Source organism: Sphingomonas sp. CFBP 13733 (genome assembly GCF_014841795.1).
Taxonomy (GTDB): domain Bacteria; phylum Pseudomonadota; class Alphaproteobacteria; order Sphingomonadales; family Sphingomonadaceae; genus Sphingomonas; species Sphingomonas aerolata.
This window is the reverse complement of the sequence record NZ_JACYUP010000004.1, coordinates 311,762-324,265: the sequence shown is the minus strand read 5'-3', so window position 1 is coordinate 324,265 and position 12,504 is coordinate 311,762. Positions and strand designations below refer to the sequence as shown.

9 protein-coding genes are annotated in these 12,504 nt (G+C 64.9%); 4 read left to right on the top strand and 5 right to left on the bottom strand.

The window, feature by feature from the left end; genetic code table 11:
• The first annotated feature begins 186 nt into the window (after positions 1-186).
• Complete coding sequence (locus tag IFT71_RS14050) at positions 187-612, top strand: hypothetical protein (protein WP_128082073.1); 426 nt, start codon at positions 187-189, stop codon at positions 610-612.
• Positions 613-1,101: 489 nt separating this feature from the next.
• Here IFT71_RS14050 and IFT71_RS14045 read toward each other — a convergent pair whose 3' ends face one another.
• Together IFT71_RS14045 and IFT71_RS14040 are read right to left on the bottom strand one after the other, a co-directional pair.
• On the bottom strand, positions 1,102-1,980 hold the full coding sequence (locus IFT71_RS14045; protein WP_192141631.1) for a hypothetical protein: 879 nt from the start codon (positions 1,978-1,980) through the stop codon (positions 1,102-1,104).
• Positions 1,977-3,197 (bottom strand): PQQ-dependent sugar dehydrogenase, encoded by a 1,221-nt coding sequence (locus tag IFT71_RS14040; RefSeq protein ID WP_244654936.1) that lies wholly within the window; start codon positions 3,195-3,197, stop codon positions 1,977-1,979. Before IFT71_RS14040 ends, IFT71_RS14045 begins: the two co-directional genes overlap by 4 nt.
• Positions 3,198-3,495: 298 nt before the next feature.
• On the opposite strand from IFT71_RS14040, the gene IFT71_RS14035 reads away from it, so the two are divergent.
• The 3 genes from IFT71_RS14035 (at position 3,496) to IFT71_RS14025 (ending at position 7,015) form a co-directional block, all read left to right on the top strand.
• Positions 3,496-4,989, top strand: coding sequence for an FAD/NAD(P)-binding protein (locus tag IFT71_RS14035; protein ID WP_192141627.1), 1,494 nt, complete (start codon positions 3,496-3,498; stop codon positions 4,987-4,989).
• Complete coding sequence (locus IFT71_RS14030) at positions 4,986-5,915, top strand: AEC family transporter (protein ID WP_192141625.1); 930 nt, start codon at positions 4,986-4,988, stop codon at positions 5,913-5,915. The genes IFT71_RS14035 and IFT71_RS14030 overlap by 4 nt, the downstream gene beginning before the upstream one ends.
• Before the next feature lie 107 nt (positions 5,916-6,022).
• Positions 6,023-7,015, top strand: coding sequence for an SDR family oxidoreductase (locus tag IFT71_RS14025; RefSeq protein WP_192141623.1), 993 nt, complete (start codon positions 6,023-6,025; stop codon positions 7,013-7,015).
• Positions 7,016-7,078: 63 nt separating this feature from the next.
• Here the strand turns inward: IFT71_RS14025 and IFT71_RS14020 are convergent, their stop codons facing one another.
• The 3 genes from IFT71_RS14020 to IFT71_RS14010 all read right to left on the bottom strand — a co-directional run bounded on the left by IFT71_RS14020 (position 7,079) and on the right by IFT71_RS14010 (position 12,389).
• Positions 7,079-9,127: a beta-galactosidase gene (locus tag IFT71_RS14020; RefSeq protein WP_244654935.1), complete on the bottom strand. Its 2,049-nt coding sequence runs from the start codon at positions 9,125-9,127 to the stop codon at positions 7,079-7,081.
• Between the two features lie 133 nt (positions 9,128-9,260).
• A complete protein-coding gene (locus IFT71_RS14015) occupies positions 9,261-10,817 on the bottom strand; it encodes an alpha-L-fucosidase (RefSeq protein WP_192141619.1) in 1,557 nt (518 codons plus the stop codon).
• Positions 10,818-10,838: 21 nt separating this feature from the next.
• A complete protein-coding gene (locus tag IFT71_RS14010; RefSeq protein ID WP_342212663.1) occupies positions 10,839-12,389 on the bottom strand; it encodes a GH39 family glycosyl hydrolase in 1,551 nt (516 codons plus the stop codon).
• Between the last annotated feature and the right edge of the window lie 115 nt (positions 12,390-12,504).

Below are 12,504 nucleotides of genomic sequence, written 5' to 3'. Positions count from 1 at the left end.
GCACAAACCCCGAGATCGCGAACGCGCCTGAATGGATGCCGCCAGTTACTAAGCACAAGGCCTGGTATCGGCACCCATCGGTCGACAACCGCTCCCAGCCAGGTAGGCGGCTGCGAGTGGCAATGAGCACCCGTGTGCGCAGTTCTGCGATCTCTAGATCCTCAAGTACAGGCGGAGAGCTGTAACATGAGTTTACGGTTGGAGCATGTTACCAAACTTGCGCACAGCAAAGAAGGCCTGAGAGCGGCCTACGCCGCGGGTGTTGATCATCAGCAGAATGGCTGGCTGAGATATCCCCCATGCAAATGGGATCATCCCGCAATTCTGGCTTTTGACGAAAGCGGAACGTGCGTTGGCGGTATCAATTGGGGCGAGGACCATGATGATCGAACGCTCACGATCACGTTCGCGTGGGGTTCGCCTACCGCTCCCGCAGCCTTTGCTGCCGTGCTATCGCGATTTCGGAAAACTCATCTGAACGGTTGGTTCACCGAAATCCACTTCACGATATCGACGCATAACGAAGCCATGCAAAAGGCTGTAAAAGTACTTGGGCTTGTTCCTCGGGCCTTCACCTTTGAGATGCCGGTAAAGGCTATGGCCAGGTCTTGATGGCAAAAAAATGCCCGGCTTGGAAAGCCGGGCATTTTCGAGTTCAGCCGTTATAGGGCTTCACGGTATTCCAATATCGCAAATTGGCTCATGATTTTATTCATGACAATATTTGCCAGTCATCACTCCTGTACGCCTTACTATTTCTCTAGTAACACATTGCATTATGCCGTGCAGGATGCGTTAATTAAGGAATATAAAAGCACAGGCTGTTGACTGTTTAGCCCCTGATGGGCTTGCCGATTGGCCAGTAGCGCATGTGAATCCCCCTCATTGAAAAAGTGTCTGTCTTTCGACAAGGAGACATATGCAGCAAATTCATTTCGTAATTGCGACTGCAAGCGGTTTAAAGTGCATTAACCGCAAATTGTAAATTTCAATTTGCTGCGCGTATGATGATGCACTGACGCTCTCAGAGCCTTCACCCGTGAACAGGGCGCCCTAGCCTCGCCGCCAAAATGGGAGGCGGCAACCGCTTGCGCGCGGAAGTCACCAGGCCATGGTGATCGACAGTGTCGCCAACGGCACGACATCGGCGGTCGTGCCACCGGGAGCGTCAAGCCGGGCCAGCTGATGGTCACGGACCACGGCGAGGATTTCGCCCTGCAACGATGCCGCTGCACCAGCGATCTTGACGGGCTGCGCGACCGTTACCCCGGCGCTGCCATATACCCTGTCGCCGCTGTCCGCCGCATAGAAGCCGCGCCAGCCGACGCCGGCCGAGACCGGCACCGTAAGCGTCGGGCCATCCTTTCCCCGTGTCAGCGCAAAGGCGGGGGCGATGCCGGCGATCGTGTAAAACCCCCCCTCGCCTTTGGTCCGCTTCGTCGCGGCGAAACGCGGCGCGAGAAATCCCACTGCGTTATCGCCGGTGTAGAGGATCGTCAGGCTGGCCTCGTGAGTCGTGTTCGCCACCCCGTTGGGGCTGGCCTTAATGGCATAGGCCGCCGCGGCGGAGAGCCCATCGACAGGCCGCCATGCAAGAGCGACGATCGTGTTGCTTTCATACCAACTGCGCGGGCGCGACCGCTCATCGGCGCGCGGTGCGTGAAAGCCGTTCGAACTTTGCCCAACCAGAAACAAGGTCCCCTGCCCGTCCGCGCGGCGCGTCAGCACGGCGGCACCACCGACCGAGAGATGGACCGGGACCCTGGCGAGGCCGGCATCATCGTCGTCATAGGCGCCGCGCGCATAATCGCCGTTGCGGACGTCGACCGTGACGATCGGATGGACCGTCCCGTCGCCGACATCGACCTCCGACAGCGTCGCGTCTTCGGTATCGATGAACGGCACGGTCTGCGCCGACACCCGGGACGCGTCGAAACACCCACACATCGCCGCCAGAACGATCAGCGCCTTGGCGGTCACGCGGTGCGTCGCACCAGCCAGACGGTATCCCCGGCATCGTCGACGACGAAGATCGCGCCATCATCGCGCGTCTGCACGCTGACCGGCCGACCATAGACTTCGCCCGACTTTTCGTTCGCGACGAACCCCGTCAGGAACGGCTGCGGCGCGGCGGTCGGCCTGCCATTGGCAAAGGGGACCGCGAGGACGTCATAGCCGATGAACGCGGACCGGTTCCAAGAACCGTGCCGCGCGACATAGGCGACCTGTTGCGATGCGGACGTTCCCTTGGCGAACGCCACGCCCAGCGCCGCGGCATGGGGCCCCACGGCAACATCGGGAAGCAACGTCGTCGTCAGCAACTCGCGCTTGGTATTGGCGTGACGCGGATCCTGCTTGCCATAATAGCTGTAGGGCCATCCATAGAACCCACCATCGCGCACGCCGACTAGATAGTCGGGCGCGATATCATCGCCGAGCTGGTCGCGTTCGTTGACCGCAGCCCATAAAGTGTTCGTGCCGGGCGCCCAGGCCATGCCGACCGGGTTGCGAAGCCCCGACGCGTAGAGACGCTCGCGTCCGGTACGCAGATCGATCGCGAGGATGGCCGCTCGTCGTTTCTCCTCGTCCATGCCATGCTCGCCGACATTCGAGGCGGAGCCGACCGATACGTACAGCGTCCGCGCATCGGGGCTCAGCAACAGGTTGCGCGTCCAGTGATTGTTGTAGCCCCCCGCGGGCAGCGACACGAGCGGCTGCGGGGTTGCGGTCACGCGCGTCTGGCCGGGCGAAAACGGAACGCTGACGACGCCGTCGGTATTGGCGACGTAGAGCCGCCCGTTCGCATATTGCATCCCGAACGGCTGATTAAGCCCGTCGATCAGCACGAAACGCTGTTCCGCGACTCCGTCGCGGTTCGCGTCGCGCAACAGGGTGATACGGTTGGCGCTGAAGCCCGTAGTCTTCGACAGCGCCTGGCCACGCTCGACGTCGGGTTCGGCATCCAGTTTGGGCTTCGTGCGCGCCTCCGCGACCAGCATGTCGCCGTTGGGCAGCAGCAGCGCCTGACGCGGATAGTCCAGACCGCCCGCAAACTTGATGACCTCATACCCTCGCGGCGCCACGGGTTTGCGCCCGTCGGGCCAGCCGATCGTCTTGGGATGGTTGACCACGGACGCAGTCGCATAGGGCTCGGCCTGCGTCTTCAAACCCAGCACCGGCGGTGGGGTCTGGGCCATCGCGCCAGCTGCCAAACCCAATCCGCTGACGGCGGCAAGGATCGTCCTCATAATGTCTCCCGGAACATGACAAGAGTGCAACCCTCTCACAATCAACGATATCCATGAGGCTACCAGCGCCGCGGATTAATTTGGCGATGTCGCGACCGCTTTCCTCGGCAACGCCCCCCGGTCACCACCGCGAAGCTACCGAACCGCCGCCGGAGCGAGCTGCCGCCGACATGACAAAATTTTCATCTCGGCCGTGGCACCATATAGCGCCCGCGCGTTGTCGCCGTTCGTCAGAGAATGGGATATCATGCCGAAAACATTGACTATTATCGGCATGGGCGCCTGCGGCGTTGCCGCCTTCGCCGAAGCCGTCACGCGATTATGCTATGATCCGGGCGACGGATGGATCCTCCATCTGGTCGAGCGGGACGACGAGCTTGCGCGCGGTCTGGCCTTCGGCACGGAACAGCCGGGGCATCGCCTGAACACCGAATCCCGTCTCATGGGGCTCTATGACCGCGAGCCGGGTCATTTCCGGACCTGGCTCGAGGCGCGGCGCGCGGCAGCCGGGACGCCGCTCGATCCCGATGGCGTCGAATATCCCGAGCGCCGGGAATATCGCCTCTACATGCAGGAGGTCCTAGACCGGGCGCTCGACCAGGCCCGGCGCGCGAGGATCGACGTTCGTATCCACCATCAGGAGGCGGTCAGCATCGAGGGCGACCATGATGCGGCGACCGTCGCGTTCTCGGACGGATCGACGATTGCGACGGACGTCGTGCTACTGACGATCGGCACGCCCGATCCCGACCGGTTCGGCCCCCTGAACGGCAAGCCCGGCTATTTCGATTCGCCCTACCCCGCGGACCGCATGACCAGGGGGATCGACAGCGATCAGTCCGTCGTCATCCTCGGAAGCGGCCTCAGCGCGATCGACGCGGTGATGACGCTGCTCGACGAAGGGCACCGCGGACATATCCACCTGATTTCGAAGGAAGGCCTGCTGCCGCGGGTCGAGATTCCCGCGCCCGAGACGGGGTATGACCGTCAGCATCTCACGCTTGAAAACGTCCACCGGCATATCCGCGAACGCGGCGCCGCCTTCTCGGTCGTGGACCTGTTCCGCCTCTTCCGCATCGAGGCCGAGACCGCCGCGGGACGCGCGATCGACTGGCAGGCCGAGGATCGCGCCGACGGTGACGCCCGAGCCGCGCTGCTGCACGACATCGCCGCGGCGGACGCCGGCGACGAGCCGTTCCAGCGCATATTGACCGCCGCCCGCCATGATTCGACCGCGATCTGGAACCTGTTGCGACCCGTCGACCAGAAACGGTTCGGGCAATGGCTCGCACCGCATTTCGCCGCGGCACGGTTCGTCACACCGATGGTGAACGCGCGGCGCCTCGCCGATGCGATGACGCGCGGGCAGCTCAGCATCCGTGGACGAGTCGATGAAACCATTGCCAACCCGACTGGCACCGGCTTCATCGTCCGGTTCACGACGGGCGACACGCTCGAGACGCCGGTCGTCGTCAACGCCACCGGCCAGGCGACCACCCTCGCCGAGATGAAGGAAACGCTCGTCAAGGATCTGCTCGCCAAGGACTGGCTGCAACCACACCCCGTCGGCGGTGCCATCGCCCACCGCGCGACCTGCCGGATCATATCGGCCTCGCGTGACGCACCACGCATCTACGCACTCGGCCAGTTGCTCAACGGCGAGTTGCGCGACACCAACGCGGTCTGGTTCAACGTCGAGTGCGCAGGCCGCGCCATCGACGATATCCTGCGCCAGCAATGAGCGCGCTGGGCAACATCGCGGCGGCACTGCTGCCGCTTTATGGCGTGATCCTGCTCGCCTGGGGCGTCGGGGCGCGTGTGCCCTGGGCGGCGAAGCTGTTCTCGACCATCCTCGTCTTCGGCCTCATCCCGTTGCTGGTCATCGACAAGGTGCTCGGCGCGGAAACGCAGCAGTTGCTCGTGATCCCCCCGCTGATGTTCGCGGTCGCCGCGCTGATGAGCATCCCTGCCCACCGGTTGGCCAACCGGCTTGGCGACGATTTCGATCCCAAACTCCTGTCGGCCTCCTTCTCGTTCTTCAACGTCGCGTTCTTCGGCGTGCCCGTCAGCCAAGCGCTGTTCGGCGAGGTCGGCGTCTCGACGGTGATCTGCGCCTATATCGGCAGCGCGCTGTACGGCGACACGATCGGCTATTTCCTGATCGCGCGGACCAAGGAGGGTACGCGCAAGGCCGCGACCAAGGCGCTGCGCGTGCCCGTCGTCTATGTGATCATCGGCGCGATCATCGCGAAGTCGTTGGGTGTCACGATGCCCGAGGCGGCGTCGCCGATCCTGTCGGTCGCCGGTACGCTGGTGTCGGTTCTCGGCATGGCGGTCATCGGCCTCAATCTCGCCGAGACCGGTCGCGACGACTGGCGGCCCCGCCTGATGACGCGGATCCTCGGCGTCAGGCAGGCCAGCGGACTCGTGCTGATCGCCACCGCACTTGCGCTCGAAGCCGCGTTCATCGGCATCCTCGCACCCCGCGACCGCGTCATCGTCGGGCTGATCGCGCTGTTCCCGATCGCGAGCAACGTCACGCTGTTCGCGACCCTCCTCGACACGAACCGCAAGGCCGCGGCCGTCCTTGTCGCACTCTCGAGCGTCGTCTCGCTGGTGCTTGTCCTGCTGGTCGTCGGCGTGTTTCACTCGGCGATACCTACTTGAGGGTTGCGCAAAGCACCGCGGTGCGCGCCCTGAAACAATCTCGGTAGGATCCGGAACAGACACAGTCACTTGGCGCTTTGGATGTCACGCATCCCGGGAGCTGAACCATGACCGACCCAACACGCCGCACCTTCGTGTCGGGCGCCGCCGTCACTGCTGGCGCGCTCGCCGCGACCACCGTTAACGCCGCGGCGCAGGGTGGCGGCAAGCCCGCCGCTGCACCGACGCCGGCCGCTGCGGCCTATCCAAAGCCGCCCTATCCCGTCCAGCGTCAGCCCTGGCCGGGTCTCGCGTCGAAGATGACGCCGCGGCCCGATCATGGCGAGACGAGCTACAAGGGGTCGGGAAAGCTGACCGGCAAGCGGGCGCTGATCACCGGCGGCGATAGCGGGATCGGGCGTGCCGCGGCGATCGCCTATGCACGCGAGGGCGCGGACGTCGCGATCAACTACCTGCCGGCCGAAGAACCCGACGCGCGCGAGGTCGTTGCGCTGATCCGGGCCGAGGGACGCAAGGCCGTCGCCATCCCCGGCGACCTGCGCGACGAGCGCTTCTGCCGCAAGCTGGTGCAGCAGGCCGCCGAACAGCTTGGCGGGCTCGACATCCTCGTCAACAATGCCGCGCGCCAGCAGACCCGCCCTGGCATCGCCGATATCTCGAGCCAGGATTTCGACGATACGATGAAGACCAACGTCTATGCGCCATTCTGGCTGACCAAGGCCGCGCTCGAGCGGATGGGTGCAGGCGCGGTGATCGTGAACACCTCGTCGGAGCAGGCGGGCAACCCGTCGCCCGACATCGTCGATTATGCACTCACCCGCGCGGCGGTGCTGAACTTCACCAAGAGCATGGCAAAGCAGGTCGCCAGCCGCGGTATCCGCGTCAATGCGATCGCGCCGGGCCCGTTCTGGACGCCGTTGCAGGTCAGCGGCGGCGCGACGCCTGAAAAGCTGCGCAGCTTCGGCGGCGATTCGCCGATGGCGCGCGCGGGCCAGCCGGCCGAAATCGCCGCGCTCTATGTCGCAGCGGCCGATCCGTCGCTCAGCTATTCGACCGGGCAGATCTTCGGGTCGACCGGCGGCAATGGCCAGCCCGCCTGACGGTCATCGTGATGGCCTGGTATTTCGAAGCGTCAGCCTTGAGTTCCCAGGCCACCACGATTCTCACTCGATCAAGGCGACGCCATAGCCCGCGAGGTCGAGGGCGCCGGGCAGCTTGCGTCCCGTCAGAACGTCGCGAGCCGTACCAGACTTTGCACCGGGGATTGCCACGCTCAGCGCACCGGGCGTGGTATTGACGTAGAGCGTCCGCCCTTCGACCGTCCGCGCGACCACCCCTTCGGGAGTTGCCGGCCCCGTCCGGATCTTCAGCCGGGCGTAGAGCGACCGGATCAGCGGATCGATCAACCCCGGTTGCGCCGCGGTCGCCAGATAGATCGCCTGCCCCTTGCCGAATGTGTTGACGGTGATCGCCGGGCTCTTGTCGGGCGTGTTCTCGAACCGCGCGAGGACCTTTGCCGTGCTCGGCTCGAGCACCTCGTAATAGGGGTCCGTGCCGCTGAGTTCGCGGCCCTCGAAGCGGACGCGCAGCGGCTGTTCGGATCGGTAGAAGGCGTTGGTCCGCAACCCGAACACGTCGGTCATGCCGCCCGGCAGGGGCGTGCCGAACCATTTCCCGGTCGCGTCCACCTTCGCCGAATAGCCCGTCATGACGACCGTGCCGCCCCGCTCGACGTAACCCCGTAGCGCCGCCGCGATCTTCGCATCGATCAGATACGCGCTCGACACGATGACGAGCTTGTAGCTGTCGATCGGGTCGTGGCCGATGTCGATCACCGCCGCATCGATATTATCGCGGTAGAGCGGCGCAAACGCCGCCTTCACTGCCGTCGTGTAGTCGGTCTTGAAATATTCGGGTGTGGTGTTCGGCCCCGGCGGCGGGCTGGTCAGCCACATCGTGTCGAACGAATAATGCACCGCGACCTGTGGCGGGTCGTAGCGGGGGAAACCCATCGTCTGGAGCTGGCGGAACTCGCGCGCGATCTGCGCGAATTCGCCCACCTTCCACGACGGCCGGTCGTCATGGTCGACCAGTCCGAACAAGGCCTGCTCCTCTCCGCCGAGATGCGAATTGAAGGTCCAGGCGAGCACCGTCTGCGCATAATGCAGCAGCCCGAAATACGCCCACATCCGCGACCGCCCGGGCGTGCCGTAATAGCCCCCGCCTCCGGCAGTGAACTCGTTGAACCAGACCGGCGTCTGATGCCCGGCCCGGTTCATCATGACCTCGAACCCCGCACCGAGCGGGTCGCCGGGGTAGAATCCCTGCGCACCATAGGTCGAGACATCTTCCCAGGAGCGGAGATAATCAAACCCCTTGGTCCCTGCGGTCGGCCAGAAGTTCGACGCGACTGGCAGGTTCGGGGCAAAGCGCTTGCGGATCGATTCGAGGTCCTTCAGCGCGCCGATCGTGTCGTCCGACCAGAAGCGGCGCAGGTCGAGATAGCGCTCATTGGGTCCCGGACCCCGGCCATAGGGCAGGTCGACCTGATCCCAGTCGCCGATCCGGCGCGACCAGCGCTGCGTCGCCCATGCGGTGTTGAGCGCATCGACCGTCCCGTATTTCTGCTTCAGCCAAACGACGAACCGATCCCGGTCCGCCGCCGAATAGGACATCTGGCCATTGCCGATCTCATTGTCATAGCCCAGCGCGATCACCGCGGGATGCTTGGCATAACGCTGCATCATCCGCTCGGCGAGCCGACCGGCGAGGCGGCGATAATCGGGGTCGCTGATATTGTCCCAGTAGCGCGAGGCGGCATTGACCCGCACCCCGTCCTGCGTAACGATGTCGACACCGGGATAGCGCTTGTGCAGCCAGATCGGTGCCGGCTGGCCCGGAATGTCGACGATGACCCGGATGCCCGCCGCCTGCATCTGACGCAGCACATCGTCGAAGCGCTCGAAGGTGAACCGCCCCTCTTCGGGTTCGAAATAGTCCCAGGCCAGATCCCCCATCCGGACCATGTTGAACCCGGCCGCCTTCATGACCGCGATATCGCTGGTGATCTGCGCCGGGCTGCGGTCGACGGGCTGATAACAGGTGCCGACAAACAGCTGCCCCTTGCCGGGCCAGCCGGGATGGCCGGCGGCGCTCTGCGCGCCGGCAGGGGTCGCGAGCAGCGCCGGCGCCGCCGTTGCAAGGGTCAACATCAGGGCAATGGATTGCGCGCGGCGGCGTAACATGGAGATGGTCGTCCTTATCGAAACGGTGGCCCCCGTCGGGGGGCGCTGGTACTGCGCCAAGCTGGCGAATGGGGGGATCGGTGACGCGGGGACCTGACGCTCAGGCAAAGTCGATCCGGAACGCGCTGGCGTGGCGGGACGGGAGTGTCGCGGGCACGTCGATCACCAGCGCCTGCCCGGTCTGACGAAAGCGGATCGGCCCGCGATGGCCGAGCAGGCGGACCGCCCGCACCGCGCGCGGCTCGTGCGGGTTGCCAAGCGCCAACGCGGCGATCGCCACGGTCCCGGCAGGCTCGCCGAGCGTGATCGCGAACAGCTGATCCTTCTTGGTCGTGAACCGGATATCGCGCGGCGTGTAATCCGCTTTTTCCGAGAACATGCCCGCGGCGGTTTCGGTCGGCCCCTCGCCGAAGATCTTCCAGGGCCGCGTGCCATGGATCGCCGGCGCGTTGACCGCCATCCACGGCGCCAGTTCGGCGAGCAACGTCTCCGACTCCGGCGGCAGGCTGCCATCGGGGTACATCACGACGTTGAGCAGCATGTTGCCGTTCTTGCTCACGATATCGGCGAGCATCGTGACGATCTGGCTGGTCGTCTTGTAGGGGTGGCGGTCGTTGAAGAACCAGTCGCCATTCGACGTATCGGTCTGCCACGGCAGCGCATTGATGCCCTTGAGCACCCCGCGCTCGACATCCTCGACCGACGCCTCGCGGTGGAACTCCCCCGACCCCGAATTCTTGCAGGTATAGACCGCCTCGAGCCGGCCGCGCCGCGCGATGCTGCCATTGTAGAGATGCGCGACGAGGGCGCGGCCTACGGGCCCGAACGGCAGCCCACCATCCGAATAGAGCAGGTCGGGCTGATAGCTGTCGACCAGATCGACGATCCGGTCGAACCAGTGCCGCTGATAGGCGGCGTTCGTGGTGTACCAGGAGGCCGGCGTGTTGCGGTAGGGCTCGTCGCGATTGCCGTGATAGAGATCGGCGTTGGCGGGATCGGCACCGTCATAGTCCAGCCCCAGCTTCGGCCAGAACTGATCGTACATCTGGTTCGGATACCACCAGGTATAGCTCGCGGCGAGATGTTCGGACACGCCGAAGCGGAGCCCGCGCCGCGTGGCCGCGGCCTTCCATTCCCCCACCACGTCGCGCTTCGGCCCCATCGCCACCGCATTCCAGCGCTGATGCTTGGAACGCCAGAGGTCGAAATTGTCGTGATGCACCGCCATCGAGACGAAGTATTTGGCGCCCGCGGCGGCATATTTGTCCATCAGCGCGTCCGGATCGAACCGGTCCGCGGTCCATAACGGCAGCAGGTCCTTGTAGCCGTGCTCCGACGGATGGCCGTAGGTCTTGAGATGATGCTCGTAATGCGGGTGGCCGGGGACATACATGAAGCGCGCGTACCAGTCGCCCTGACGGGGCAACGCCTGCGGGCCCCAATGCGCCCAGATCCCGAACTTCGCGTCGCGAAACCAGTCGGGCGTCTGATAGGTCTTCAGCGAGGCGACCGACGCATCGAACCGTCCCGCGGGGATTGCCGGGCTGCCGCGTGCTGCGCCTGCCGGAGCCGCCGCAGCCCCCAGCCGCGCCGCGCCGACCCCGAGGGCGCCGAGCAGCGGTGCGGTCAGCACGTCGCGCTTGCTAAATCCCGCCATGTCTTCTCCCCTTTTGCCCGATTATTGTTCGATGCCGGCGCTGCCTGCCGGTTCCAGCGTGACGAGCGCGATGTCATTGCTGCGCATCGGCACCGTGACGCGCGTCGATCCGTTGCGACCGACGCGGACGGTCCGCGCCTGTTCGGGCAGGTCCTGCGTGGCCTGCTCGAGCCCCTTGCGCTGCGCGGCATCGAGCGACGCGGGCATGCCCATGTCGATATAGAGCGAGAGCGGGTCGTTCCGGCGATAGCCGGTCCGGCGGATGGTCAGCCGGTACGTCCCCGCGGGCACGTGATCGAAGGTCAGGGCGATCGGTCGGGCCGCGACCGCGGGCACCTGCCGGGTGTAGAAGGGCTTGTTGCTCAGCGTCTGGACCGGCTGTTGCCAGTCCCAGACCACGGCCGCGATCCGCGCGCCATCGGCGGCGGCAAGCACCGTGTCGTCCGCCACGGGTATCGCGCGGCCCTTCAACGCGTTCAGATATTTATACGCGAACCAGGCCGGCTTGCGGATACCTTCGCGGTTCATCAACCCGAACCCGCCATGAAAGGGCGTCGGGGGCGGCCCCGGCTCCTCGAACAGGTCGGTATAGGTCCAGTAGCTCATGCCCTGCGCATAGGCCCGCGACTGCTTCAGCTTGGTCAGGATGTACGGCGCGCTGATATAGCTGTCGTGGACGAAGTCGCGCGGCGTGTAGCTCGTGCTCCATTCGGTGAAGTAGAGCGGCAGCCCCGGATAGGCCGACGCCTCGATCTGCTCGCGAACGCGGCGCACGTCGCCGACCACCGCGTCGGGCGACGCCGACAGCTTGGTGTCCTGCTTGCCCTCCTCGTCGAGGAATCCGCCCTCGACGCCATAGGTGTGTGTCGTCACGAAATCGATCGGCACGGCGTTCCGCTTCGTAAAGGCAAGGAGCTCGGGCACCCAGGCCGCGCCCGCGGTCGATGGCCCACCGACCCGCAACGCCGGATCGATCGCCTTGATCGTCCGCGCGGTGTCCGCATAGAGATCGAAATAGGCCTTCTGATCGGCCTTTTCCCAGAAGCCGTCGAGATTGGGCTCGTTCCAGACCTCGAAATACCAGCGACGCACCTCGTCGGCGCCATAACGCTGCCGCACATGGCGGACATAGGCATCGATCAGCCCGCGCCACAGCGCCGGATCGGGATGCGAGGTATTGCCCTTCCAGTAGAAGATCGTCTGCTCCGACGTCCGCATCGCATTGGGCGTGAAACCGAGCTCGACGAAGGGCCGGATCTTCTTCGCCAGCAGCGCATCATAGAGCTGGTCGATCTTCGTCCAGTCATAGACGATCCCCGCATCGGTCTTGCGCACCGTGCCGAGGACGTCGTGGAAGATGTCGTGGAAGCGGATGTAGCGGAAGCCGAGTTCGTCGACCGCGGTCTTGAGCTGCGCCTGGCTGTCGCTGCGGATCAGCGTGCCCGGGAAATCCGATCCGATCGACAGGTCGAAAGATCGATCGACCGGGCCTGCGGCCTTGGCGGCATCGATGACGACGCGGCGTTCGCCCCCACGGGCAGCGGGGGCCGCTGCGGCCGGGAGAGTGACCAACGCTACGACTATTGACGCAGCCATTCCCGCGCTCGACGCCCACCGCATACCCGCTCCCGTTCTTATACGAATTGCCTTGATGGTAGCGCGATCAGGCGGAAGGGCAAGCTTTGTC